This is a genomic window from Streptomyces sp. NBC_01508 (assembly GCF_045040315.1).
Lineage (GTDB): Bacteria > Actinomycetota > Actinomycetes > Streptomycetales > Streptomycetaceae > Streptomyces.
Window position 1 is genome coordinate 5105472 of sequence record NZ_CP109419.1, and the last position, 25102, is coordinate 5130573.

21 protein-coding genes and 1 tRNA gene are annotated in these 25102 nt (G+C 69.9%); 16 read left to right on the forward strand and 6 right to left on the reverse strand.

Annotated features, from left to right (window positions below):
* The first annotated feature begins 115 nt into the window (after positions 1-115).
* Positions 116-2947: a penicillin acylase family protein gene (locus tag OG700_RS23825; protein WP_405616779.1), complete on the forward strand. Its 2832-nt coding sequence runs from the start codon at positions 116-118 to the stop codon at positions 2945-2947.
* Positions 2948-3000: 53 nt separating this feature from the next.
* Here the strand turns inward: OG700_RS23825 and OG700_RS23830 are convergent, their stop codons facing one another.
* A complete protein-coding gene (locus OG700_RS23830) occupies positions 3001-3597 on the reverse strand; it encodes a 5-formyltetrahydrofolate cyclo-ligase (RefSeq protein WP_405616781.1) in 597 nt (198 codons plus the stop codon).
* Positions 3598-3690: 93 nt separating this feature from the next.
* Here OG700_RS23830 and galU point away from each other — a divergent pair, with 93 nt between their 5' ends.
* The 7 genes from galU to OG700_RS23865 all read left to right on the forward strand — a co-directional run bounded on the left by galU (position 3691) and on the right by OG700_RS23865 (position 9166).
* A complete protein-coding gene (gene galU / locus OG700_RS23835; RefSeq protein WP_405616783.1) occupies positions 3691-4593 on the forward strand; it encodes a UTP--glucose-1-phosphate uridylyltransferase GalU in 903 nt (300 codons plus the stop codon).
* A gap of 4 nt (positions 4594-4597) precedes the next feature.
* Entirely contained in the window at positions 4598-5938 is a 1341-nt protein-coding gene (glp, locus tag OG700_RS23840; RefSeq protein ID WP_405616785.1) for a gephyrin-like molybdotransferase Glp, read from the forward strand.
* 71 nt (positions 5939-6009) lie between these two features.
* Positions 6010-6579, forward strand: a complete 570-nt coding sequence (moaC, locus tag OG700_RS23845; protein ID WP_405616787.1) for a cyclic pyranopterin monophosphate synthase MoaC — start codon at positions 6010-6012, stop codon at positions 6577-6579.
* Entirely contained in the window at positions 6576-7139 is a 564-nt protein-coding gene (locus tag OG700_RS23850) for a molybdenum cofactor biosynthesis protein B (RefSeq protein ID WP_405616789.1), read from the forward strand. Before moaC ends, OG700_RS23850 begins: the two co-directional genes overlap by 4 nt.
* Positions 7136-7762: a GNAT family N-acetyltransferase gene (locus OG700_RS23855; RefSeq protein ID WP_405616791.1), complete on the forward strand. Its 627-nt coding sequence runs from the start codon at positions 7136-7138 to the stop codon at positions 7760-7762. Before OG700_RS23850 ends, OG700_RS23855 begins: the two co-directional genes overlap by 4 nt.
* 142 nt (positions 7763-7904) lie before the next feature.
* On the forward strand, positions 7905-9032 hold the full coding sequence (glpR, locus tag OG700_RS23860) for a gephyrin-like molybdotransferase receptor GlpR (RefSeq protein WP_405616793.1): 1128 nt from the start codon (positions 7905-7907) through the stop codon (positions 9030-9032).
* Between the two features lie 60 nt (positions 9033-9092).
* A tRNA-Ala gene (locus OG700_RS23865) sits at positions 9093-9166 on the forward strand.
* Between the two features lie 234 nt (positions 9167-9400).
* On the opposite strand, the gene OG700_RS23870 is transcribed toward OG700_RS23865, so the two are convergent.
* A complete protein-coding gene (locus tag OG700_RS23870) occupies positions 9401-9733 on the reverse strand; it encodes a hypothetical protein (RefSeq protein ID WP_405616795.1) in 333 nt (110 codons plus the stop codon).
* Positions 9734-11364: 1631 nt separating this feature from the next.
* On the opposite strand from OG700_RS23870, the gene OG700_RS23875 reads away from it, so the two are divergent.
* The 3 genes from OG700_RS23875 to OG700_RS23885 are packed head-to-tail and all read left to right on the forward strand — an operon-like array spanning position 11365 to position 14406.
* Positions 11365-13239, forward strand: a complete 1875-nt coding sequence (locus OG700_RS23875) for an ABC transporter ATP-binding protein (protein WP_405621913.1) — start codon at positions 11365-11367, stop codon at positions 13237-13239.
* The gene (locus tag OG700_RS23880) at positions 13236-13874 is read left to right on the forward strand and encodes an MFS transporter (RefSeq protein ID WP_405616797.1); all 639 of its coding nucleotides are present in this window, start codon (positions 13236-13238) and stop codon (positions 13872-13874) included. Before OG700_RS23875 ends, OG700_RS23880 begins: the two co-directional genes overlap by 4 nt.
* A complete protein-coding gene (locus OG700_RS23885; protein ID WP_405621915.1) occupies positions 13819-14406 on the forward strand; it encodes an MFS transporter in 588 nt (195 codons plus the stop codon). Before OG700_RS23880 ends, OG700_RS23885 begins: the two co-directional genes overlap by 56 nt.
* Before the next feature lie 731 nt (positions 14407-15137).
* On the opposite strand, the gene OG700_RS23890 is transcribed toward OG700_RS23885, so the two are convergent.
* Entirely contained in the window at positions 15138-15632 is a 495-nt protein-coding gene (locus OG700_RS23890) for a MarR family winged helix-turn-helix transcriptional regulator (RefSeq protein ID WP_405616800.1), read from the reverse strand.
* 179 nt (positions 15633-15811) lie between these two features.
* On the opposite strand from OG700_RS23890, the gene OG700_RS23895 reads away from it, so the two are divergent.
* Positions 15812-16108: a DUF1330 domain-containing protein gene (locus OG700_RS23895; protein ID WP_405616801.1), complete on the forward strand. Its 297-nt coding sequence runs from the start codon at positions 15812-15814 to the stop codon at positions 16106-16108.
* A 425-nt stretch (positions 16109-16533) separates the two neighbouring features.
* On the opposite strand, the gene OG700_RS23900 is transcribed toward OG700_RS23895, so the two are convergent.
* Positions 16534-17541 (reverse strand): NAD(P)/FAD-dependent oxidoreductase, encoded by a 1008-nt coding sequence (locus tag OG700_RS23900; RefSeq protein ID WP_405616802.1) that lies wholly within the window; start codon positions 17539-17541, stop codon positions 16534-16536.
* 105 nt (positions 17542-17646) lie between these two features.
* Here OG700_RS23900 and OG700_RS23905 point away from each other — a divergent pair, with 105 nt between their 5' ends.
* Together OG700_RS23905 and OG700_RS23910 are read left to right on the forward strand one after the other, a co-directional pair.
* Positions 17647-18438, forward strand: coding sequence for a carbon-nitrogen hydrolase family protein (locus tag OG700_RS23905; RefSeq protein WP_405616804.1), 792 nt, complete (start codon positions 17647-17649; stop codon positions 18436-18438).
* 345 nt (positions 18439-18783) lie between these two features.
* Positions 18784-19947, forward strand: coding sequence for a PQQ-dependent sugar dehydrogenase (locus OG700_RS23910; protein WP_405616806.1), 1164 nt, complete (start codon positions 18784-18786; stop codon positions 19945-19947).
* Positions 19948-20039: 92 nt separating this feature from the next.
* Here OG700_RS23910 and OG700_RS23915 read toward each other — a convergent pair whose 3' ends face one another.
* A complete protein-coding gene (locus OG700_RS23915; protein ID WP_405616808.1) occupies positions 20040-20645 on the reverse strand; it encodes a DUF998 domain-containing protein in 606 nt (201 codons plus the stop codon).
* 130 nt (positions 20646-20775) lie between these two features.
* Between OG700_RS23915 and OG700_RS23920 the strand changes: the two genes are divergently transcribed.
* Both OG700_RS23920 and OG700_RS23925 read left to right on the forward strand, forming a co-directional pair.
* Entirely contained in the window at positions 20776-22248 is a 1473-nt protein-coding gene (locus OG700_RS23920) for a short-chain fatty acid transporter (RefSeq protein WP_405616810.1), read from the forward strand.
* A gap of 48 nt (positions 22249-22296) precedes the next feature.
* Positions 22297-23481 carry a winged helix DNA-binding domain-containing protein gene (locus OG700_RS23925; RefSeq protein ID WP_405621917.1) on the forward strand — a complete coding sequence of 395 codons (1185 nt, stop codon included), beginning with the start codon at positions 22297-22299 and terminating at the stop codon, positions 23479-23481.
* A gap of 28 nt (positions 23482-23509) precedes the next feature.
* Here OG700_RS23925 and OG700_RS23930 read toward each other — a convergent pair whose 3' ends face one another.
* Complete coding sequence (locus OG700_RS23930) at positions 23510-25012, reverse strand: MFS transporter (RefSeq protein WP_405616812.1); 1503 nt, start codon at positions 25010-25012, stop codon at positions 23510-23512.
* Between the last annotated feature and the right edge of the window lie 90 nt (positions 25013-25102).

The following is a 25102-nucleotide window of genomic DNA, read 5'->3' on the forward strand; positions in this document are numbered from 1 at the left end:
ATCGTCCGAGGAGTCCCGCCGGGTCGTACTAGTGACACCGCGTCGGGGCGGGTGAAGCCCTGCGCCTATGGTTGCTGCAGCATTCCAGGACCACCCTGCCCCTCGAAGGACAGCGATGCCCGCCAACTCAACGCCCCCTGCCACCAAAAAGAAGGGGCGACGCGCCCGCTTTGTCGTGATCGTCCTGGTGCTGGCTCTGGTAGCAGGTGTTGGCTACGGCGCCTACTGGGGCGTCAGTACCGTGCGTGCCTCGCTCCCGCAGACCACCGGCACGATCACGCTGCCGGGGCTCGACGGCCAGGTCGAGGTCAAGCGCGACAGTTCCGGCATCCCGCAGATCTACGCGAACACCGACCAGGACCTGTTCCGCGCGCAGGGCTACGTCCAGGCGCAGGACCGCTTCTGGGAGATGGACGTCCGGCGCCACATGACCTCGGGCCGGCTCTCCGAGATGTTCGGCAAGGGGCAGGTCGCGACGGACGAGTTCCTGCGCACACTCGGCTGGCGGCGGGTGGCCCAGAAGGAGTACGACACCAAACTCTCGGACGAGACGAAGAAGAACCTCCAGTCGTACGCGGACGGCGTCAACGACTACCTCAACGGCCGCGACGGCAAGGACATCTCCGTCGAGTACGCCGCCCTGAACTTCACCAACGACTACAAACCCACGAAGTGGACCCCCGTCGACTCGGTGGCCTGGCTCAAGGCGATGGCGTGGGACCTGCGCTCCAACATGCAGGACGAGATCGACCGTTCACTGCTCACCAGCAGGATGGACGAGAAGCAGATCAAGGATCTGTACCCGTCGTATCCCTACAGCCGGAACCAGCCGATCGTCACCGAGGGCGCGGTCGACCCGCTTGCGGAGAAGTACGACCCCAAGGCCGAGCCGGGTGACGCGACGGCCGACGGCACGGGCGACGGGCCAGGCACGGGGACAGGCACCGGGACCGGCACCGGGACCGGAACAGGCACCGGAAGCGGCACAGAGGGCGGTACGGACCCAGGAGGCCCCGGTACGGGCACGGACCCGGCCGATGCCACCCAGGGCCTGGAGTCCCAGCTCGACGCCCTCTCCGGCACCCTCGACGAGATCCCCGCCCTCCTCGGCCCCAGCGGCAGCGGCATCGGCTCCAACTCGTGGGTGGTCTCGGGCGACTACACGACGACCGGCAAGCCGCTGCTCGCCAACGATCCGCACCTCGCGCCCCAACTGCCCTCCGTCTGGTACCAGATGGGCCTGCACTGCCGCAGTCTCACCAAGGACTGCCAGTACGACGTCGCCGGCTACACCTTCGCGGGCATGCCGGGCGTCGTCATCGGCCACAACAAGGACATCGCCTGGGGCATGACCAACCTCGGCGCCGACGTGACCGACCTCTATCTGGAGAAGGTCAACGGCGACACCTACCAGTACGGGAACGAGCAGAAGAAGTTCACGACCCGACAGGAAACGATCAAGGTCGCCGGTGCCGAGAGCGAGACCATCACGGTCCGCTCCACCGGGCGCGGCCCGGTGGTCTCCGACCGCAACAGTGAGCTGCGCAGAGTCGGCGACAAGGCCCCCGTCAACAACGCGGCCCCCGACCGCGGCGAGGGATACGCGGTCTCCCTCCAGTGGACCGCCCTCCAGCCGGGCAAATCCATGGACGCGGTCTTCGAGCTCAACAAGGCCAAGGACTTCGCACAGTTCCGCAAGGCCGCCGAGAACTTCGAGGTCCCCTCGCAGAACCTGATCTACGCCGACGCGAAGGGCATCATCGGCTACCAGGCGCCCGGCCGGATCCCGATCCGCGCCGAGGGCGACGGCTCGATGCCGGCCCCCGGCTGGGACCCGAGGTACCGCTGGGAGGGTTACATCCCCTTCGACGAGCTTCCTTACGAGGAGAACCCGAAGCGCGGCTACATCGTCACCGCCAACCAGGCCGTCATCGACAAGGACGACTATCCGTACCCGATGACCGAGGACTGGGGCTACGGCGCCCGCAGCCAGCGGATCAACGACCTGATCAAGTCGAAGATCAAGGACGGCGGCAAGATCTCCACCGACGACATGCGCACCATGCAGACCGACAACCGCAGCGAGATCGCCACGCTGCTCATGCCGTACCTGCTGAAGATCGATGTCTCGGACCCCTCCGTACGCGAGGCCCAGAAGCTCCTCGAAGGCTGGGACTACACCCAGGAACCGGACTCGGCGGCAGCCGCGTACTTCAACGGCGTCTGGCGCAACGTCCTCAAGCTCGCCTTCGGGAACAAACTTCCCAAGGAGATGCGCGTCGAGGACGAGTGCCTCAGCGTGCGCCCCGCCGACAGCACGGGCCCGGTCGACGATCTCGCCGAGCCGGTGCGGGAGTGCGGCAAACGCTCCCCGGAGTCGGCGCAGCCGGACGGTGGCGACCGCTGGTTCGAGATCACCCGCAAGATCCTCAAGGACGAGGACAACACCTGGTGGCAGGCCCCCAAGACCCGTACGGAGAAGGCCGCCAAGACCCGTGACGATCTCCTGCTGCGTGCCCTGACGGACGCGCGCTGGGAGCTGACCGCCAAGCTCGGCAAGGACGTCTCCACCTGGAGCTGGGGCCGGCTGCACCAGCTGACACTCGAAAACCAGACCCTCGGTACGGAGGGTCCCAGCATCGTGCGGACCCTGCTCAACCGCGGCCCGTGGAACCTGGGCGGCGGCGAGGCCACGGTCAACGCCACGGGCTGGAACGCGGCCGGCGGCTACGAGGTCATGTGGGTGCCGTCGATGCGGATGGTGGTCAACGTCGGAGACTGGGACAAGTCCCGCTGGATCAACCTGACGGGCGCCTCGGGGCACGCGTACAGCGCGAACTACACCGACCAGACGGACAAGTGGGCCAAGGGGGAACTGCTCGACTGGCCGTTCAGCAGCAGAGCCGTGGAGGCGAGTACGGGGGACACCCTGACGCTCGCGCCGTAAGGCGCAAGCCGTGAGGGGCCGCCCGGCCGCCCGCCCGGGCGGCCCCTCACACCTCACCCGCTCGCGAAGTGCCGGGTCCCGCCCGGAGTCACCACCGCCCGCACGGGGCGGTCGTGCGGCTCGGCAGGGACCCGCTCGACCACTTCGTGGTCGTACAGGAGCACCGCGAGGACGGCCCCCGCCCCCGCCTCCTCCAACCGGGCCAGGACCCGGTCGTACGACCCGCCGCCCCGCCCCAGCCGCATCCCGCGCCCGTCCACGGCGAGCCCCGGGAGCAGCACCACCCGCGCCTGAAGGACCGCGCGTACGCCGAGCCGCGCACCATCGGGCTCCAGGAGCCCCCGCCCCGCGCGCACGAGGCGCTCCGCCCCGTCGTACGCCGCCCAGTTGAGATCGTTGTCCGCCAGCAGCACCGGCAGCAGGACCCGCACGCCCCGCTCCCGCAGCGCGTCGAGCAGCGGGCGCGTGCCCGGTTCGCGTCCTACGGAGACGTACGCGGCGACGGTCCCGGCCGCCGCGAGTTCGGGAAGTTCCAGCGCCCGCCGGGCGAGAACCGCGGAGGCGTTTTGGACGTCTTCCTCGGACAGGAGGCGCCGCGCGGCAAGGAGTTCCCGCCGTAGAGGGGACTTTCCTGACATGTCACTATTCACCGGACTTCGCAAATCTCTCGTATGCGTATGTATGGAGGGAAAGTTAACCGGAGTCACATCTTCCACTCATCTGTGACGGATAGGGTGCTCGATATGACTCAGTCACCCCCCAGGATCAGCAAGGCCGTCATCCCCGCCGCCGGTCTCGGAACGCGCTTTCTGCCTGTCACCAAGGCAACTCCCAAGGAGATGCTGCCTGTCGTCGACAAGCCCGCGATCCAGTACGTGGTCGAGGAAGCCGTGATGGCCGGGCTCTCCGACGTTCTCATGGTCACCGGACGCAACAAGCGTCCCCTGGAGGACCACTTCGACCGCAATTACGAGCTGGAGGAAGCGCTCACCCGCAAGGGAGACACCGAACGCCTCGCCAAGGTGCAGGAGTCCAGCGACCTGGCGACGATGCACTACGTCCGGCAGGGCGACCCCAAGGGCCTCGGCCACGCCGTCCTGTGCGCCGCCCCGCACGTCGGCGACCAGCCCTTCGCGGTGCTCCTCGGCGACGACCTGATCGACCCGCGCGACCCGCTGCTGTCCCGCATGGTCGAGATCCAGGAGCGCGAGGGCGGCAGCGTCATCGCGCTGATGGAGGTCGACCCCGACCAGATCCATCTCTACGGATGCGCCGCCGTCGAGCCCACCGCCTACGGCGACGTGGTCAAGGTGCACGACCTGGTCGAGAAGCCCGACCGCGCCGACGCGCCCAGCAATTACGCCATCATCGGCCGTTACGTACTCGACCCCGCCGTCTTCGAGATACTGCGCAAGACCGAGCCGGGCCGCGGCGGTGAGATCCAGCTCACCGACGCGCTCCAGCAGTTGTCGGCCGACGAGAAGGCCGGCGGCCCGGTCCACGGCGTCGTCTTCAAGGGACGCCGCTATGACACGGGTGACCGCGGCGACTATCTGCGTGCCATTGTCAGACTCGCGTGCGAACGTGAAGACCTGGGACCGGACTTCCGGGCCTGGCTCCGCAGTTACGTCACCGAGGAGATGTAGCACCTTGAGCAGTACGGCGACACCGGCACCGGCACCCGTCTCCGGCCAAGGACGGCTCTGGACGGTGGACGAGCACCTGGCGGACATCCTCGCCACGGTCCGCCCGCTGGACCCGATCGAGCTGCAACTGCCCGACGCCCAGGGCTGCGTCCTCGTCGAGGACGTCACGGTGCCGGTGGCCCTGCCGCCGTTCGACAACAGCTCCATGGACGGCTACGCGGTCCGTACGGCGGACGTGTCCGGCGCCGACGAGGAGTTCCCGGCCGTCCTGACCGTCATCGGCGACGTCGCGGCGGGCGGCGGCCCCCTGCCCCACGTCGGCCCCGGCCAGGCCGCCCGGATCATGACCGGCGCACCGCTGCCACCGGGCGCCGAGGCCGTCGTCCCCGTCGAGTGGACCGACGGCGGTACGGGCGGCGGAGCCGCCACCTCCATGCGGCCGGCCGGCTCCGCGCCCGAGGGCGCGAGCGGTGAGGTCCGGGTGTACCGCCCCGCCGAGCCCCGCGCCCACGTCCGGGCGCGTGGCAGCGACGTACAGGCCGGGGACCTCGCCCTGGAGGCCGGCACGATCCTGGGACCGCCACAGATCGGCCTGCTGTCCGCCATCGGCCGCGCCACCGTCCGGGTCCACCCGCGCCCGCGCGTGGTCGTCCTGTCGACCGGCAGCGAACTGGTTCAGCCGGGCGAGGCGTTGGGCGAGGGCCAGATCTACGACTCCAACAGCTTCGCGCTCACCGCCGCCGCGCGGGACGCCGGCGCCATCGCCTACCGGGTCGGCGCGGTCACCGACGACGCGGACACCCTCCGGGCGACCATCGAGGACCAGCTGATCCGCGCGGACATGATCGTGACGACCGGCGGTGTCAGCGTCGGGGCGTACGACGTGGTGAAAGAGGCGCTGTCCTCCGTAGGAGACGAGGACGAGCCGGGCAGCGGCATCGACTTCCGCAAGCTCGCGATGCAGCCGGGCAAGCCCCAGGGCTTCGGCTCGATCGGCCCCGAACACACCCCGCTGCTCGCCCTCCCGGGCAACCCCGTCTCGTCGTACGTGTCGTTCGAGCTGTTCGTACGCCCCGCGATCCGCGCGCTCATGGGCCGTCAGGACGTCCACCGCCCGACGGTCCGCGCGGCCCTGAAGGCCGACAGGCCGCTGACGTCCCCGGCCGGCCGGCGGCAGTTCCTGCGCGGGGTGTACGACGCGGAGACGGGTACGGCCGTCCCCGTCGGCGGCGCCGGTTCCCATCTCGTCGCCGCCCTCGCCCACGCCGACGCGCTCATCGTGGTCCCCGAGGAGGCCACATCGGTGGAGCCCGGAAGCGAGGTCGACGTGGTGCTGCTCCGCTGAGGGGCGCGCGGTGGCGGTAGCGTGTCCTGCCTAACAGGCCCCGCCGGGCCCGGACCGGGAGCGCCACAGCGATGACTGCGTTTTCCCGGGGGGAGACCCCCGGACCTTCTCGACAAGGCCGACTGACGCATCTCGACGAGGCGGGCGCGGCCCGCATGGTCGACGTCTCCGCCAAGGAGGTCACCGCGCGCACCGCCAGCGCGAGCGGCCGGGTGCTGGTGTCGCCGCGCGTCGTCGAACTGCTGCGGGGTGAGGGGGTGCCCAAGGGTGACGCCCTGGCCACCGCCCGGATCGCGGGCATCATGGGCGCGAAACGGACCCCGGAGCTGATCCCGCTGTGCCATCCGCTGGCGGTCTCGGGGGTCACGCTCGACCTCGCCCTCGCGGACGACGCGGTGGAGATCCTGGCGACGGTGAAGACCACGGACCGCACGGGCGTGGAGATGGAGGCCCTGACCGCGGTCGCGGTCGCGGCGCTGACCGTGGTCGACATGGTGAAGGCCGTCGACAAGGGCGCGGTGATCACGGACGTACGGGTCGAGGAGAAGACCGGCGGAAAGTCGGGCCATTGGTCACGCCGGGCACCGGAACCAGGCAGACAGCCGCAGACGAACGGGACCCCGGAGAGGGGCACGGCATGACGGATCCCGCCAAGAGCGGCACCGCGGCCCCGACCACGGCGCCGACCACGGCCCCGGCACCGCGGGCGAGCCGCTCGTACCGCGCCCTCGTCGTCACCGCGTCCAACCGCGCGGCGGCCGGCGTGTACGCCGACACCGGAGGCCCGGTCATCGCGAACGCCCTCACGGAGCTGGGCTTCTCGGTCCAGGGCCCCCTGATCGTGCCCGACGGCGACCCGGTCGAACAGGCGCTGCGCGAGGGGGTGGCCGCCTCGTACGCCGTCATCCTGACCACCGGCGGTACCGGCATCTCGCCCACCGACCGCACCCCCGAGGCCACCCGCCGCGTCCTGGACCACGAGATCCCCGGCATCCCCGAGGCGATCCGCGCCGAGGGCGCCCGGAAGGTCCCCACCGCCGCGCTCTCGCGGGGCCTCGCGGGTGTCGCGGGCCGGACCCTGATCGTGAATCTGCCGGGCTCCTCCGGCGGCGTACGGGACGGGCTCGCCGTCCTCGGCCGGCTGCTGGTCCACGCCGTCGACCAGATCCACGGCGGCGATCATCCACGTACCGACGGATGAACCACCCCTTCTGGCCGGTGGCGTTGGTGGACGGCGATGTCGTCCTGCGCCCGATAAAGCCACGCGATCAACGGGCCTGGCGCGAGGTGAACCGGCGCAACCGCGAGTGGCTGCGGCCCTGGGAGGCGACGATCCCGCCGCCGCCCCCCGGCGCCCCGGTCGCCCAGCGCCCGACGTACCGGCAGATGGTCCGCCATCTGCGCGCCGAGGCCAACGCGGGGCGGATGCTGCCGTTCGTCATCGAGTACCAGGGGCGCCTGGTCGGCCAGTTGACCGTGGCCGGGATCACCTGGGGCTCGATGTGCTCGGGGCATGTCGGCTACTGGGTCGACCGGGACGTCGCCGGGCGCGGCGTCATGCCGACGGCCGTCGCCCTGGCCGTCGACCACTGTTTCCGCGTGGTGGGGATGCACCGGATCGAGGTGTGTATTCGTCCCGAGAACGGGCCGAGCCGCCGGGTCGTGGAGAAACTCGGATTCCGCGAGGAAGGGACCCGGCCCCGCTATCTGCACATCGACGGGGCCTGGCGGGACCACCTCGTCTTCGCGCTCACGGCCGAGGAAGCACCGGAAGGACTCCTGCACCGCTGGCACCAGGCGCGACCTGGGACGCCACATAAATGAAATAAGCGTTCGAAAATAGTCGCCATCTGACCATCAAGTGATCTGAACAATCACAAAAAAAGTCCGTGATATCAGCCAGATCGTGCGACACACCGGCTCAATTGGCGGATCCCCTCGCGCGAACACCTCTACGGTGTGAACCGTGAGCAACAGCGGCCTCATCTACGCAGTCATCGTCGGGGCCTGGGCCGCCTACTTGGTACCGATGTGGCTCCGCAGGCAGGACGAGCTCAACGAGGCCCGTCCGACGGAACGCTTCAGCACCGCCATCCGGCTGCTGTCCGGACGGGCGGCGATGGAGCGCCGGTACGCCAAGGAGTTGCAGGACCGCACCACCGAGGAAGCCGGGCCCGACGATGAACCGGATGTCGCGGCGGAGCCGACGAGCTCTGTCGACGTCCGGTCCTTCTCCGCGCCCGCGGCCCGTACGGAGGCCCGGCTGGAGATCCCGGCCCCGTCGTCGAGACGCCCGGCCCCCGAGCCGGCCCCCGCTTCCGTACCCGGCCCGGCCCGCCCGGCGCCGGAGCGGCGCGCACGCCCCTCCGGCGCCGCCGCCGAACGTGCCCGCCGCGCCCAGCGCTCGCAGGTGCTCGCCCGCCGCCGGCGCACCACCGTGGTGCTCTTCCTCGCCTTCACGACCGGCGCCATCGTCGCCGGTGTCCAAGGGCTCGCCTTCCTGTGGGCGCCGGGCGTCCCCGCCGTACTCCTCAGCGCCTACATCGTGCATCTGCGCGCCCAGGAGCGGCGCCGCTTCGTCTTCACGATGGACCGCCGCCGGGCCGAGATCGCCGCGCAGCGACTGCGCGAGAACCGCCCCCGCCACCACCACCAGGCCTCGGCCCCGGCCGAGCCGGACGAGGAGCCCGAACCCCACCCGGCCCCGGAGCCGGCCCCCTCGGTCTCGCCGCAGGAGGCGGGTCGCCGCGCCCTGGTCGAGCAGACGGACCACGCCGAGTGGGTCGACCAGCAGCGCGAACGCGAACGCGGCCCGGCCCGCGGCGACAGCTGGGACCCGGTCCCGGTCCCGCTTCCGACGTACGTGACGGCGCCGGTCGCCCCGCGCGCCACCGGCGGCGTGAACGTCAGCGACCCGGAGACCTGGAGCGCGGCCCGCTCCTCCACGGCGGAACCGACCCCGGAACCGGCACCCCCCGAACCCCCCGCCCAACGCCGCACCCCGCCACCCCAGCGCCGCACCCGCGACCGCGGCCGGACCCCGCTGTTCGACCAGTACGACGAGGACGACCGCCCCCGCGCCGCCAACGAGTGACCAGCGCGGAACGGATTTCCAAGCAGCCCGACCGGGGTGCTAAAGTTTCACTCGTCGCAAGGGCCTGTGGCGCAGTCTGGTAGCGCACCTCGTTCGCATCGAGGGGGTCTGGGGTTCAAATCCCCACAGGTCCACGGCAGGGCCGTTCACGGGTTAGCTCGAGAACGGTTCACGAGATCCCGTCCGATCATTTTGATCGGGCGGGATTTCGTCGTATCTGGGCTAGTCGGGAGGTCTGGGTGCGCAGGATGGGTTGGACGGACGCGTGCCGTGCGGCCTGTTGGGGCGGTGCGGACATGGCTGTGCACGCCGGTCTTCGGGGAGTTCGGCGTGCGCGGATGGGCTGGAGTTGTCGTACAGAGCCGGATTCAGCGGAAGCGTGGCGCCGGATGGCGCCCTGCGCTTGCCTTCGGCAGCACGAAGGCCGGGGGGCTGAGCGGGGGCAGTGGGCCGGTGGCGTCGAAGTCGTTGGCGGTGAGTTCGTCGGGGCCGGCCCGTTCGGTGAGCCAGTTCTCGAGAATCCTCTGGTTCGCGACGGTGAGCATCAGGGCGAGGAAGAGGGCCTGAGTCACCTGGCCCGGGGCGGGCCGGGGCTTGCGGTTGTCGATGTCGATGTCGAGGGTGCCGCTCTTGAAGCGGCCGTTGGCGCCTTCGTTACAGAATCCGGGCCGTGCGGTACGAACTGCCGGTAGAGGAAACATGGCAGCGTGCGGAGCGCGGCTGAGCGTGGACCCCCTTGTCAACACAGCGGAATTTGAGCCACCGCTGTCCGGACCATCGGGCCATGCGCGAATTCAGTTGAGTTGGGAGGCTGTGGGGAAGGGAAGTAAGGCGGGCAAGAGTCGCCGCGTTCGTTCTTCGTGCTGAGATATTAAGCAGGCGGATTCATTCGCACCCACGAACAGACTTGGCCAAGTGAGACGCCAATGATCAGGAGCCTGGCCTCCCTTGAAATTTCCACCGGTTGGCTGGTGTTGTTTAACGATTTGTGCACTTCGAAGAAGGGGAGGAGCCTGCGGCGGATGACTGTGAGGTGTATCTCACGCAGGACATTCTCGCTGTGCGGCAAATCTCGCCTGGAGTGGATGGGTACTTCGAGAGGAGTGGCGCATTGAGTATTTTTCTTGGATGGTATCCGGATGGTGAGCTGGATGGACGCTAGCGGTTGGATCTTTACAGGAAGGGAGTCGATGAAAGGATCGGCCTATTCGGGCGGCGCAGTAATTCCATTATTCGCAATGCCTTGAACCTGTGTCTCTCTTTGGGCGCTCAGTACGCAGAAGATTGCGAAATCGTGGCTGCGCTGGGGGAATTGGGACAATCATCCTGAGCTATCCATGAAGCTGGAGGATTCCCAGAGGGGCTGTGGATCTGCTTTCGGGCTGGGTTCGCCCCAAAGGCTCAGGGACCTTCTCGGGAGCACGCAGACCCGCGCGCACTCGTTCAGCTGGCCGTCGCCGACAGCGGGAGTCGGTGTGACCCGCTCGCCGAGAAGGCGCGTGCACGGGCCAAGGCATCCCGGCGCGAGCGCGCTCAAGGCCTCAACAGCCCTTCGGGCCCGGTAGCCCGGTAGCCGGTAGCGGTCAACAGAAGCTGACGGATCTGTTCTCGGAGGGCCCGACCGCGAACGAGCTGTGCGACGTGTTCCCCCTCCCGGGTGGCCCTTCCCGACGGCGGACTGCCACGTCCGGGAGGGATCCCTGCGGAACCGCCCACCGTCCTGCACTGGACCCCAACAGTCTCCAAGGGCGCGGCGAACCCTCTCGACGCGGCCGTGCCTGGCCACGCACGCCCGAACGGGTGCCGCCGACCGACCGTAATCCCCCGAACGAGCGTCCCCCGCCCGTCCTCGACCGTCCCATCCGTCCCTTTGAACTACGAGCCCGCGTCACACCAATCTCCCGCAGCGCCGTTTCGGCCAGCCACGCCGCCGAACGCCCTTCGGCCAGGCAAGGGTCCATGCACCCCACACGCGCCACTTTCCCCGATACCACGCGGAATCCGGACCGTCCGAAACACACGCGTTCGAAAGACCCCGCTCGTCGTTGAGCTCAAGACCACATCAACCGACTCTCAGGAGGCCCAAGTTGACCTCGTCGGACACTGAGCAACGTGACGGTTCTGGCGGACCGCGATCACGAGAGGGAGCAACACGGCCGACTGCGAGGCGGGCGCCATGATCGAGCCCGACGACGCCGCGGCCGAGAAAATCCCAGGCCCCCGCGCCACTTTGATCCCGGCCCCTGCTCTGCCCTCCGGGCCTCCGGCCGGACCGGGCATCGCCACTGAGGACGAGCCGGCCAACACGTCACAGACCGCTCCCGAGTCGGACATGCGGTATGTCGACCTGACCGGCAGCCGTGAAGCGGCCGGACGCTCGATCCGTATGCGCGACATGGCCCGCCGATTGCCCCAGCTGGTACGCCGGTCACTGGCGCTCGCCTGGCGCGTCGACCGGCGGGCGACCACCGGCCTCCTGCTGTGCCAGGCAGCCGCGGGCGTCATGCAGGCCCTGGGCCTGGTCGCCATCAGCGGGACCCTGACCGCGCTGCTGAACAGCGGAGACGTGTACGACCGACTTCTGCAGGCGTGGCCGTCGGTCGCCCTGCTGGCCGGCGCGGCCGGTGCACGTGCGCTTCTGGGGATCACCGTCAGCTGGCTCTCCTCCCGGCTGGGTCCGCTGATGTCCCGCGAAGCCGAGCAGATGCTGCTCACCGGCTGCGCCGAGGTGGAGCTGCGCGCGTACGACGAACCCGACTTCAACCGCGACCGTGAGGCCGCCGACCGAGGCGCCCAGGTCACCGGGGACCTGATCGACGAGGGGCAGGACCTGATCGCCTCCGGGGCCTCCTTCCTCGCCGGAGCTCTCGTACTGGCCGGAGTGAGCTGGGTACTCCTTCCCCTTCTGGTCATCGCGAGCCTGCCGCAGGCCCTGGCCCAGGTCAGCGCCGCGCGGGTGCGCTACCTGGCGAACCTCCGCAGCAACGGGGACAACCGCATGCTGTCGATCCTGCGCTGGCACATCTACACCAAGGGGGCTGCCGACCAGATCCGCGCCGGCACCATGGCCGACTTCCTCTCCGGCCGGTACCGCAGGACGGTCACCCGGATCAACCGGGAGGACCGGGCCGCAGCCGACACCGGGGCGCGCATGTCGCTGGTCGGCGCGGTGTGCGGAGGACTTGGATCAGGGGTTGTGTGGGGGGCGGTCGTATGGCTGCTGGCCACCGGCCGTATCACCGTCGGGCACGCCGGAACCGCTGTCTTCGCCCTGCAGACGTCCGGTCAGTCGGTCCGCGGGCTGGTGTCCGTCGGGGCGCGGGCCATGCGCACCGGGCTGTACATGGACGACTGGGCCGGATTCCTGGACAAAGCCGGCGGATACCGGATGAGCCGCGGCGGACACCGTCCCGGGCCGCCGAAGACGATCGAGATCAAGTCGGTCGCCCACCGCTACTCCGGGAAGGACGGGGACGCGCTGTCCGGGGTCTCCCTCACCTTGCGCCGGGGCGAGGTCACCGCCCTGGTCGGCTTCAACGGCTCGGGCAAGTCGACACTGTCGAAGCTGGTCGCCGGCCTGTACCTGCCCACGGACGGACAGGTGCTGTGGGACGGTGTCCCCACCAGTGACGCGGACCCGCAAGCGCTCTGGCAACAGGTGGCCCTGGTGCCTCAGGAGTACGCACGCTGGCCGTTCACCGTACGGGAAAACATCACTCTCGGGCAGCCCTCACCCCGGGGTGACGCGGCGGTTCGCGAGGCGTGCGAGGCATCGGGCGCGGACGAGGTGGTCGACCGGCTCGGTTCCGGCCTGGACACCCTCCTGGCCCGTGAATGGCTCAACGGGGAGGAGCTGAGCGGCGGTCAGTGGCAGCGAATTGCTCTCGGGCGGGCGTTCTTCCGGCCGGCTGGGCTGCTGGTCCTGGACGAGCCGACGGCGAACCTCGACCCACGGGCCGAGTACCGGATCTTCCAGCGGCTGCGGGACCTGGCACGGGACCAAGTGGTGCTCCTCGTGACCCACCGCGTCACCAACGTGGCCGTCGCCGACCGGATCGTCGTCCTGGACGAAGGAAGGATCGTACAGGAAGGCAGCTACCAGGAACTCTCCGAACAGCCCGGACCCTTCGCACAGTTGCTGTCGTACCAGGTGACCTCCGAAGCAGCCCACAGCGACGACGGCGACCAACGCGAGGCGCGCGCATGAACCGTCCCGATCCGCCGGCCGCCGCGATATCTCACCCCGCTGTCCTGCCGGGGCCGGGCAGCAGGTCTTTCCGGGCCTACTGGGCCGGCGAGGCGACCGCTCTGGCCGGCTCCTCCCTCCACGCTGTCGCCCTGCCCGTTGTCGCCGTCCTGGAACTGAACGCCACACCCGGCCAGGTGGCGCTGCTCACGGCCGCGGCGACCTTGCCGGCTTTCGCCCTCGCTCTGCCCGCCGGGGTGCTGGGCGGCCAATGTGCGAAAAGACCGCTGATGGTCGCAACCGAGCCGGCGGCGGCCGTAGTTGTCGCCGCCGTGCCCCTCAGCTGGGCAGCCGGCGAACTGTCCATACCGGTTCTCTACGCCGTCGCCCTCATGCTGGGCGCCTTGACCGTTCTGCACCAGGCCGCCGCGATCGCGATCGTGCCCCGAGATCGTCGAGCGCGACCAACTGCCCACCGCTCGCTCCCGGATCGCGGCCGCCTATTCGGTCGCCCCCACCGCGGGCACTTAGGGCGGAACCCTCGTCGTCGGCCTGGCCGGAGCCGCCCGCGCGCTGTGGCTGGACTGCCTCGCCCACCTCATCAGCGCCTGGTGCGTCACACCGATCCGCACCACCCGGCCACCACCGACGACTGACGACCAGCCGGCACGGATGCTCCCCGCCGTACGCGACGGCCTCAGCTACGTGATCCATCACCGGATACGGCGCCCCCTGGTCCTGGCCCTCTCCGCCCACGCCTACGCCCACGCCTACGCCGACGGCCTTGTGATCACCTACTTCGTCTGCACCCTGCTGACCGAGCTGCACGCAGGCAGTACCGGTCCGGCGGTGGTGATGGGCGTCACCGGCGCGGGCGGCCTGCTCGGCGCACTCACCGGGCCACGCCTCGCAGCCCGCTTCGGGCCGGGCCCGCCGCTCCTGGCCGGGTTCTTCGGCTACGCCGTGTGCGGGGTGCCGCTCCTGCTCGCTCAGCCGGGGCCCGCGTGGCTCGCCGCACTGGCCACTGCCGGATTCCTCAGAACGGCGGGGGCAGTCGCCGCTGGAACAACCCAGCGGGCGTTGCGCCAACTGCTGTGCCCAGCAAACCTGCAGTCCAGGGCCGCCCAGGAGACTTCGGTCTGGCTCGTCGCGGGAATCCGGCCCCTCGATGCCCGAGGCCCTCGCTGACCCAGCATCCCCCACCGCCCACGTCCGCGAAGGAGCCCCGTGTCCGCTGAACTGCCGGCAGCTGAACCACCGTCCTTCAGCACGATCAACCTGATCGTGCAGTGCTCCGAGGCCCGAACCGTCTCCCCGGCCCAGCGAACACCTTCCTCGTCGGGTTCTACGCGGATGATCTCTCCGATGGCGACTCCGCGTACGAACCGTCGAGCAGGGATTCGGGGAGTCTCAGCCCGAGGCCGCGCTCCGCGTCGGTGACGGTCGTCTGGGTCAAGGCGGGCTGAACACCGTAGGTGTGTCCGCGTCCTTGACGATCTCCTCGCTCTTGCCCTCGTCGATGCCGTTGTAGGCGAGAAACCATCGGAGGACTTGCATGCAATGCCCGTACCAGCCGCTCTCGGCCTGAGTGCGGTCAGCCACCACGGTGACCAGGCGCGTGCACGCCCGCTCCCAGTGCCAGAGGTCCGCCGAAGACACCGGCGTGCTATCCGGTGGAGCGGGAAACGATCTTCGGCTCACTGGGAAGCGATCTTCAACCGCCGCTGTCCCGCCCGGTCGATTCGACCGGGCGGGATCTTGGCGTTTCCGGGGGCTGTTCGGCGTGATGTCCGAACAGGCTGATGCAGGCGGCGGTTTCCTGGTGGTCATCGGCCTGGAGTCTCGGGGGCACGGTGTTACCTGGCCATGTGGATCGGCGCACGGTGCGTGCCCATGGGGAACGCTGACCGGAAACGGCTTCAGGGGGAGTCTTCGAGGGAAAGCAGGAGCTTGCGCATGAGGTGGGCGAGTTGTGCGCGTTCGTTCGGGGTGAGGGCTTGGACGAGGTCGAGTTCGTTGGCGATGTGGCCTTCGATGAGGCCGTCGGCGAGGCGGCGGCCTTCATCGGTGAGGGTGGTGCGCACCAGCCGGCGGTTGTCGGGGTCGGTGGCCCGGGTGACGAGTCCCTTGGCGACGAGGCGGTCGATGCGGTTGGTCAGAGCGCCGGGGCTGATCATCGCGGCGCCGGCGAGGTCGCTCATCCGTAGCGCCGAGCTGTCGCCGGCGCGTAGCAGGGTGGCGAGCACGTCGTATTCCCCGGGCTCCAAGCCGTTGGCCTCGAAGTAGCCCTTGATGCCCTGTTCCAGGAGCCGGGAGGCGCGGAAGATCCGGAGCACCACCCCCACGGGTGTCGTGTCCAGGTCGGGTCGGATGGCTGCCCACCGCTCGATGACTCCGTCCACCGCGTCGTTCATACGGCGAACGATACCAAATGCTTTGACGTGGAACTGTTTGACGTAGGAACGGGTGGGCTCTAACGTTCCGGTGGGACATCATTTTGATGTCGAAACATTCGGCGATGAACTGTCTGTGGTGCTCGGCAAGCCGCCATCGCAGCCCGGGAATCACCATGGGGAGATCAAAGGAGCACGTCATGCACTACGTCGTCTTCGTCAGGACCGACGACACCCCCGACAGCGACCTTGGCCACTACCTGGCCAACGTCGGCGCGACCATCGAGTCTCACGGAGGCCGTCTGTTGGCCTTCGGTGCGCCGACGCGGCTGGAGGGTGCTGTGGAGTACACCAAGACGGCCATCCTGGAGTTCCCGTCCGAGGCGGAGGCCCGCGGCTGGTACGACTCGCCCGGCTACCAGGAACTGGTCGCTTCGCGCGTCGCGGCCATGGGAAAGCCTGTCGACGTCAACCTCTTGGGCGGCCTGGCCGTCTGAGCGGGGCGCCAGGGCGCGATCATTCGTCGGACGGGAAGCGATCTTTCACCGGCCGCGCGAATCGCTGCTCGGCCCCACTCGTGAACACCCGACGGCAGGGCCGTGCGCGGGTTGGCTCGTAGGCGGTTCACGAAATCCCGTCCGATCGCTTTGCGCGGGCGGGATTTCGTCGCTTCTGGGGCGTGTTGGAGGTCTGGCTGCATACGCCGTCCCGGAGAAGGAGTGGCGTGCGGGGATGCGCGCCTCGATCATCTCGCGGACTTCGTCGTCGGTGGCACCGCTGGTGGTGTGGACGAGCGGGGTGGCCGGGGCCCGTCCAGCGAACGATGCGTGCCCCCACGGCGTGCAATTCCCGCTCATGGAGAGGCCCGTGGCACGAGCCGTACGGAGGCCATGAAAGGCCTTCAGCGCCGGCGGCCTCACCATCAGAAGCGGTCCGGGCGGCAGCCCGACAGAGCCGACTCCACGGTTCCGTCGACCAACTCCCGCGCGACCAGGCGGCCCACGGCCGCGGCGAGCGTGACCGCCGAGTGCATCACTGCCAGGTAGAGGCCGGGGACCTCGGCGACCGGGCCGACGATCGGCTCACCGTCGACCGGCATCGGGCGCACTCCGAGTCGGGTGCTGAGCAGTTCGACGCTCCCGGCGCCGTGGAACGTGGACCGGACGGCGGCCAGGGTACGTTCGGGAGAGTCCGCGGCGGCGATCAGCCGGTCCGCGGCGACCTGCCGAAGATCGAAGTCCTCGGTGTTGACCACGGTGCGGACCAGACCGGCCGGGGCGCGGAACGAGAACAGCGGCGACGGCGACGGTTCGACCGGGACGCGCACGCCGAGCGACGCGCCCAGCGCGGCCGTGGCGACTCCGGCCGCCAGCACCACCGTCGCACCGGAGAGGGGTCCCGCTGCCGTCTCAACCCCGGCAATCCGGCCCGCTGTATCCCGGCGGACCGCGGTGACCGGCGTGTCCAGATGTACCCGGGCTCCATGGACGCGAGCGCCCGCGACCAGCCGCTCGGTCACGCCCACCGAGTCGACAGCGCCGTCATCGGGCGTCCAGACAGCCCATTCCGGAGGCTGCCGAAGGGTGGGCTCAAGCGTTTCCACGGTGGCCGCGTCCACGATTGTCTGCCCGGGCCCGGCGTCCGGCGCACTGTCCTGTCTGTTCCAGCTCAGCGAGCCGGACCAGTTCACCGGGAGTCCCGGCAACTCGGCCCCGAGCCGGTGGTATTCCGCCGTCGCGGTCGCCCGCAGCCCGGCGGCCGGACCTCTCTGTACGCCGGACGCTCCGATCCAGGCGAACGAGTCCGCCGTCACGCCGGCGCCCGGCCGCCCGGCGTCGACCAACGTCACGGTGGCGCCTGCCCGCGCGGCGTGATAGGCCACCGACGCCCCGACAATGCCGGCGCCGACGACGATCAAGTCTCTGTTCACTGGTGGGCTCAACACGTTCACGACCTTAGCGTCCGACCGCGCGGCCAATCGGCATGTGTGCGAATCGGGTTGAACACGATCAGCTTGTGCAGCACGCTGAGTCGCATGACAAGACTTCGCATCGCGCTCGCCAACCTCGAAATCCCCGAGAGTCCAGAAGACTCCGTGGTGCGAGCCGAGCGCGCGGTCGGAGCCGCCGCCGCTGCCGACGCGCGTATCGTGTGCTTCCCGGAGGCTTACGTGCCGGGCTATCCATGGCCGCCGCATTCGCGGAAGGCCGTGAGTGCCGACTTCTTGGAAGCTGCGCACGAGCGCATCGCCCGGGCCGCGCGTGAGAGCCACATCTACGTGGTGCTCGGTACGGAGCGGTACGTTTCCGACAAGCCACGTCTGACCATGCTCGTACTTCGACCCGACGGCGAGCGAGCGGGTTATCAGGACAAGGTGCAGCTCGACCCGGACGAAGATTCCACATACGAGGCGGGCAGCGACCGCCGGACATTCGAAGTCGACGGCGTCCGCTTCGGCATCGTGATTTGCCACGAGGGCTTTCGCTATCCGGAGACGGTACGCTGGGCCGTTCGCGACGGCGCCCAGCTGGTGTTCCACCCGCACTACAACGAAGCGGAGCCCGGCGCTTTCCAGCCAACGGAATTCGCCGACCCGGGAAACTCCTTCCACGAGAAGGCATTTCTGTGCCGCGCCGCCGAGAACAATTGCTACGTCGCCGCCGTCAACTGCGCGAGCCCGGGATCGCCCACGACATCCGCCGTAGTGCGGCCGGACGGCACGCTGCTCAGCCATCAGCCTTACGGAGAGCCCGGGTTGCTGGTCTGCGACATCGATCCCGCCGAAGCCACTCCGCTGCTCGCGCGACGCCTGAGGACTTGTTCTTGAGTTGCGAACCGCTCACTGTGTGATCAATCTCGGAACAGCGAGCCGGCGAGCCAGCGGGCAGGCCTGCGTCAACGTCGTGGTTCCGGGCACCGTACCGATGGCTTTCGGGCACGACGGGCGCCGAGTGGACAGCCTGCCCCGGCTGCTCGACGTGCCGCGTCTTCTCGGCGACCCGGCTCCGCCCTCGACCGTGGCCGGACTCAGCCCCTTTCCTCAGGGGCTCTCAGGTGGTGTGCGGCAGCGAAGACGGAGGGGTATTGGTCTAGGCCAGGCCTGCCCTCTCGCCGTATTCTCATCCGTGCCGGCGGCGCACCTTCCCCCCATTCGCCGCCTCTAGGAGTCACGGTGAAATTTCGCACCAGAAGCTCGGCGATCATCGGCACCATCTCCCTCGCCGCCTCCCTCGTCGCCTCCCTCGTACTGACCACGGCGTACGCGGACGAGCCCCGCGGCCCGCGCCCGGCGGCCGCGGTGGCGCTCACCCAAGTGGCCACCGCCCAGAACCCCATCGCCGGCACCGCCGGCCCCCGTGGCACGGTCTGGATCGCCGAACGCGCGGGCACCGTACGGGTCCTGACCGATCAAGGGCTCAGCAAACCCGTGCTCGATATCTCCGCCGAGACCACCACCGACGGTGAACGCGGCCTGCTGGGCGTCGCGTTCGACAAGAAGTTCGCACACCTCTACCTCTCGTACACGGATCTCCAAGGCACCAGCACCATCGACGAGATCGCCCTGCGGCACGGCAGGCTCCAGCCGCACACCCGGCGCACGGTCCTGACCCAGACGCAGCCGTACAACAACCACAACGGCGGCGACATCAAGATCGGCCCCGATGGCTACCTCTACATCGCGTTCGGCGACGGCGGCGCGGGCGGCGACCCGCACGGCAACGGGCAGAACCTCGACACCCTGCTCGGCAAGATCCTGCGCATCGACCCCACCGGCGGCAAGCACACCGGCAAGCCCTACACGATCCCGAAGGGCAACCCGTTCGTGAACGACCCCAACGCCAAGGACGAGATCTGGGCGTACGGGCTGCGCAACCCCTGGCGGTTCTCCTTCGACTCGGGCACCGGCGACATGCTGATCGGTGACGTCGGCCAGAGCGACTGGGAGGAGATCGACTGGGCCTCCGGCAAGAGCGGGGGCGGCGAGAACTACGGCTGGTCCTCGATGGAGGGAACCCACCCCTTCCGGGGCGGCACGGAACCCGCGAACCACACCCGGCCGGTCCACGAGTACGACCGCACCGGCCTCGGCTGCTCCGTCACCGGCGGCTACGTCTACCGCGGCGACGCCATCCCGGCCCTCAAGGGCCAGTACCTGTACAGCGACTACTGCGACGGCACCGTACGCACCCTGAAGATGAAGAACGGCAAAGTGACCGGCCAGAGCGACCTCGGCGTCACCAACGGCGAAGTCATCTCCTTCGTCCAGGACGGCGACGGCGAACTGTACGTACTCGCCATCGGCGGCGCCATCTCCCGCATCGACCCGGCGGCGTAGCAACGCGGTCGGTTCGTCAGCGCCTCATGGAATCCCACCCGGATCGACTCGGATCGAAACGACTCGATCCGGGCGGGATTCCCCTCCGCAGGTCACGCCCCCGCCGGCACGGGCCTGCGCGGCCACAGCCGGCACGAGACGGCCACCACCAGCGGCCACACGGCCTGCGCCAAGGTCACCACCCGCTCCGCGATGCCCGGCGCCTTCCCGCCCTGCAACTCGAACACGAACCACAGCGCGCACAAGCACATCAGCGTGCTCGCCACGACCGACACCTTGAACCGCAGCCCCCACGGCACTTTCCTGCCGCCACGGTTCGCGGCCAGCGCGGGCCACACCGCGAGCAGTACGAAGCCGGTCGCCGCCACCGCCCCGTGCCCCAGCGCCCCGCCGCTGAGGGGTGCGGGCACCAAGGTCAGGGCCATCGCGGCCAGCCCGCCACCGGCCAGGGCGACCCGCCCGGGGAGCGCGGCCTCCCGGAGCCCGTGCGCCGTGGCGATGTAAGAGGCCCCGAGCACGATGAGTATTCCGGTCATCAGCCAGTAGCCGCGGGCACCGTAGGACGCCAGGATGCTGAGGGTTTCCACCGTGGGGTTGTAGGCCGGTCCTTGCAGCACCTGTGAGATCGCCGAGGCACCGATCAGCAGGAGAGGGGCGCACCCCGCGGAGAGGAGCACCCACCAGGGGGCACGTCGCATCAGCCCACCGTAAACAGCACGTGCCCTGACTTCCCGGTGACACACCACCACCTGAACCGGCCCGCCCCCGTGTCCGTGACTCCTGGACAAGATCCGCGGCTCACGCCGCCACCCCCCCAGGAGAACCACCATGGCCACGGCGCCCCCACCACAACTGGAACCACAGAGCAAGGACAACTGGCTCGCGCGTACGGCGCTGCGCTTCACCGCGTTCACCGAGAAGTGGCTGCCCGACGCTCTCGGGTTCGTCCTCGTCGGCACGTTCGCGGTCTTCGCGCTCGGGCTCGCGACCGGGGAGGGGCTGTACGGGCGGCCGGACGATCCCGCCGACACCGCCGGGTTCGGGCTGGTGGACGCGTGGGGGCAGGGGTTCTGGTCGCTCATCACCTTCACGCTCCAGATGGCGATGATCATTATCGCCGGGTACGCGGTCGCGGTCTCCCCGCCGATGAGCCGGCTGATAGCCAGGGTCGCGCGGGTGCCCCGTACGGCGCGCGGCGCCATCGCCTTCACGGCCGCCGTCGCCATGGGGACCGCGTACCTCAACTGGGCCTTCAGCCTCATCTTCACGGCGATCCTCGCCAAGGAGATCGCCCGCCGGATCCGGGGCGTGGACTACCGGGCGCTCGGCGCGATGGCCTTCCTCGGGCTCGGGACCGTCTGGGCGCAGGGGTTGTCCGGGTCCGCCGCGCTCCAGGTGGCCAGCGAGGCGTCGAGTCCGCCCGCCGTCCAGGAGGTCATCGCGGACGGGCGCGGCAGCGGGCTCATCCCGCTCACCGAGACCATCTTCCTGTGGCAGGGCATGGTGGCCACGGCGATCGTCTTCGTCATCGCGGTCGTCATGGCCTGGTTCCTCTCGCCGTCGCCCGAGCGGGCGAAGACCGCGGAGCAGCTCGGCATCGACCTGGGCCCGAGCGTCGCGCAGAAGCGTGCCGAGACCCGGCGCGGCCGGCCGGGGGAGTGGATCGAGTACAGCCCCGTCTTCGCGATCCTGCTGTTCGCGCTCGGCGTCTGGTACCTCGTACGGCACTTCGCCCTCGCGGAGGGCGACCCCCTCAACGCGCTCGACCTCAACACCGTCAACCTCATCCTGATCCTGCTGGCCCTCATCCTGCACTGGCGCCCCGTCCGTCTCGCACAGGCGGTCAAGGAGGGCACCCCCGCGGCGTCCGGCGTGCTCCTCCAATTTCCCCTCTACGGCGGCATCTTCGGCATGATCGCCTTCACCGGGCTGAGCAAGACCATCGCCGGCTGGCTGGTCTCGGTGTCGAACGAGTTCTTCTATCCGGCCTTCATCGGCATCTACAGCATGGTGCTCGGCGTCTTTGTGCCCAGCGGCGGCAGCAAGTGGGTGATCGAGGCGCCGTACGTCCTGGAGGCGGCCAACCAGCTCCAGGTGAACCAGGGCTGGATGGTCGTCGTGTACGACCTCGGCGAGGCCAGCGCCAATCTGCTCCAGCCGTTCTGGATGCTGCCCACGCTGACGATCCTCGGCCTGAAGGCCCGCGACATCATGGGCTACACCTTCGCCATGTTCCTCGCCTGTTTCCCCGCCGTGCTGATCCTGGTGACCCTCTTCGCCCGTACGCTTCCCTTCCCGTAGGGAAGAAGGACGGCTCAGGGCGCGAGGGAGTGGGCGGACGTGCGGCGTATCGACGTGGCGGAGCGACGGGCCAGGATCGGCGTACGGCACCGGCTGGCGGTCGCCGCCCGCGCGGACGGTCCGGTCGAGGTGGCACGCGACCTCGTCGCGCTGCACAGCACCGACCCGTCCTCCGTGTACGTCGCCATCTGGGCGCGGATGAACGGCGGTGCGGTACGCGACGTGGAACGCGTCCTGTACGAGGACCGCTCCCTGATCCGCCTGCTGGGCATGCGCCGTACCGTCTTCGTCACCTCCCTCGACGTGGCCCCGGTGATGCAGGCCGCCTGCTCGCACGCGGTGGCGGCGCGCGAACGCCGCAAGCTGCTCGGGTTCCTGGCCGCGTCGCGGGTCGCGGACGACGAGGCGGGGGTACGGGAGTGGCTGGCCGAGACGGAGGACATCGCCGTGCGCGCGCTCGCCGTACGCGGCGAGTCCACGGCCGCCGAACTCGCCGGTGACGACGCCCGCCTCCGTACGGAGGTGGTGCTCTCCGCCGGCAAGTCCTACGAGGGCACCCAGAAGGTCGCGAGCAGGCTGCTGCTCCTGCTCGCCGCCGAGGGCCGGGTGGTACGCGGCCGGCCACGCGGCTCGTGGACCTCGCACCAGTACCGCTGGGCGCCGCTGACCGACTGGCTGCCGGGCGGCCTCGTCCACTGGGACACCCACCGGGCGGAGGAGGAACTGGCCCGGCGCTGGCTGCGCACCTTCGGCCCGGCCACGGCGGACGATCTGCGCTGGTGGGCCGGGTGGACGAAAACCCAGGTCAAGCGGGTGCTGACGGAACTGCGGCCGGTCGAGGCCGATCTCGGCGACGGCACGACGGGCCTGCTGCTGCCCGACGACCTTGAGCGGACCGTGCCGCCGGAGCCGTGGGCCGCGCTGCTGCCGGCGCTCGACTCCACACCGATGGGCTGGCACGAACGCGGCTGGTTCCTCGGCGAGCACGGGCCGCGCCTCTTCGACCGGGTCGGGAACATCGGCCCCTCCCTCTGGTGGGACGGCCGGATCGTCGGCGGCTGGGCGCAGGACAGCGGCGGTGACATCGTGTGCCGCTTCCTTGAGGACGTCGGCGCGGACGCCGAGGCGGCGGTACGGCGCGAGGCGGAACGCCTGGCCGTACCGCTGGGCGCGGTCAAGCTCAGCCCGCGTACGCGGGGGCGCACGTGGCTGGAGGACGAACTGGCGGGTTGACCGGGGCGACCCGGTGGCCGGTCCGTACTCAATCGTCGGACGGGCTCAACCGGTCCCGGCCCCGGCCCAGCGCCAGGGCCAGTACGGCGCTGACGAGCAGCGCCGCCGTCGCCGTCAGAACGCTCGCCGTGAACGCCGTCGCGTACGCCTCACCGCCCCCGCCCCCGCCCTTGCCTCCGTGCCCGGCCGCCCCGTCCACCGTCGTGAAGAAGATCGTGCCCATCCCGGCCACCCCCACCGCCGCGCCGAACTGCTGGCTCGTGCTGTAGATGCCCGACGCCGAACCCGCGTGCTCGGGCGGCACGGTCGAGAAGAACAGGGTGCTCAGCGTCGGCATGACGAAGTTCATGCCCATCCCAATCGCGGCCAGCCCCGGTACCAGTACCCAGCTGTCCACACTCCCCGGCGCGGCCGACCCGGCCGGCGCCGCGTACAGCACGCCCAGCGTGCCGGCGGCGGCCAGCAGGCACCCGGCCACCACCAGGGCATGGCCGAACCGGACGACGAGCCGCCCGACGAACGGCGACAGGGCGATACCGCCCGCGCAGAACGCGATGGCCACCACCCCGGCGTCCAGCGCCGAGTAGTGGTGCCCGTTCTGGAGCCAGAGCACGAACACCAGCAGGAACCCGGTGAACGCCGCGAAGGCCACCAGTTGGACGGTCAGGGCCGTGCCGATCAGCCGGTTGCGGAACAGATCCATCGGCAGCAGCGCCCCCGTCCGCCAGGCCGGTCGCCGGTGCTCGGCGACCGCCAGCCCCAGCACCGCCAGGACGCCCGCAGCCAGACAGAGCCAGATCCACCAGGGCCAGCCGAACGTACGGCCCTCCATCAGCGGGAACACCATCGCGACCAGCCCGGCGGTGAGCACCCCGGTCGACAGCCAGCGCGGCCGGGCGCTGCCCGGCACCCGGCTCTCCGGCACCAGCCAGGCCCCGAGGGCCACCAGCGCGGCGGCGGCCGGCACGGTGACCAGGAAGATCGCGCGCCAGCCGAGCCCGGCGACGTCCGCGCCGATCAGGACGCCGCCGAGGAGTAGCCCCCCGGCCTGGGCGAGCCCGGCGACGATGCCGAACGTGCCGAAGACCGTGGCGCGTTCGCGGCCCTGGAACAGCGTGAACAGGATGCTCATCACCTGCGGCGCGAGCGCGGCGGCGGCCAGCCCCTGCGCGGAGCGGGCGGCGATCAGCTCTTGCGGACTGTTCGCGAGGCCGCTCCACAGCCCGGTGAGGCCGAAGGCCACGATCCCGAACAGGAAGACCCGCTTGCGCCCCCACAGGTCACCGGCCCGCGCGAAGGTGATCAGCGCGGCGGCGAAGGCCAGCAGGTACGAGGCGGAGATCCACTCCAGCTGGGTGGAGCCGGCGCCGAGGTCGCGCTGGATGGCGGGCAGCCCGACGTTGACGACGGTGACGTTCAGCAGGTCCAGCATGAAGGCCAGGATCAGTACGACCATGGCCACCCAGCGGCGTGGGTGGGGCGGTTGGCCGATATCGCCTTCGGGTCGTACGGCCAGCTTCTCCGTGGTCATGACTGCACCCCTGGTTGTCCGGTGGTTGTCCGGTCGGTGGCGGTAAAATGGCAGCCCGGCGAGAGGGTCGCCGTGTCGACTGTGTCGCCA

What these genes read in the sequence shown, in the direction of transcription:
- OG700_RS23825 (WP_405616779.1), top strand. Translation starts at nt 116, where the DNA reads ATGCCCGCCAACTCAACGCCCCCTGCCACCAAAAAGAAGGGGCGACGC.
- galU (WP_405616783.1), top strand. Translation starts at nt 3,691, where the DNA reads ATGACTCAGTCACCCCCCAGGATCAGCAAGGCCGTCATCCCCGCCGCC.
- moaC (WP_405616787.1), top strand. Translation starts at nt 6,010, where the DNA reads ATGACTGCGTTTTCCCGGGGGGAGACCCCCGGACCTTCTCGACAAGGC.
- OG700_RS23850 (WP_405616789.1), top strand. Translation starts at nt 6,576, where the DNA reads ATGACGGATCCCGCCAAGAGCGGCACCGCGGCCCCGACCACGGCGCCG.
- OG700_RS23855 (WP_405616791.1), top strand. Translation starts at nt 7,136, where the DNA reads ATGAACCACCCCTTCTGGCCGGTGGCGTTGGTGGACGGCGATGTCGTC.
- OG700_RS23870 (WP_405616795.1), bottom strand. Translation starts at nt 9,733, where the DNA reads ATGTTTCCTCTACCGGCAGTTCGTACCGCACGGCCCGGATTCTGTAAC.
- OG700_RS23875 (WP_405621913.1), top strand. Translation starts at nt 11,365, where the DNA reads ATGCGGTATGTCGACCTGACCGGCAGCCGTGAAGCGGCCGGACGCTCG.
- OG700_RS23880 (WP_405616797.1), top strand. Translation starts at nt 13,236, where the DNA reads ATGAACCGTCCCGATCCGCCGGCCGCCGCGATATCTCACCCCGCTGTC.
- OG700_RS23890 (WP_405616800.1), bottom strand. Translation starts at nt 15,632, where the DNA reads ATGAACGACGCGGTGGACGGAGTCATCGAGCGGTGGGCAGCCATCCGA.
- OG700_RS23895 (WP_405616801.1), top strand. Translation starts at nt 15,812, where the DNA reads ATGCACTACGTCGTCTTCGTCAGGACCGACGACACCCCCGACAGCGAC.
- OG700_RS23905 (WP_405616804.1), top strand. Translation starts at nt 17,647, where the DNA reads ATGACAAGACTTCGCATCGCGCTCGCCAACCTCGAAATCCCCGAGAGT.
- OG700_RS23915 (WP_405616808.1), bottom strand. Translation starts at nt 20,645, where the DNA reads ATGCGACGTGCCCCCTGGTGGGTGCTCCTCTCCGCGGGGTGCGCCCCT.
- OG700_RS23920 (WP_405616810.1), top strand. Translation starts at nt 20,776, where the DNA reads ATGGCCACGGCGCCCCCACCACAACTGGAACCACAGAGCAAGGACAAC.
- OG700_RS23930 (WP_405616812.1), bottom strand. Translation starts at nt 25,012, where the DNA reads ATGACCACGGAGAAGCTGGCCGTACGACCCGAAGGCGATATCGGCCAA.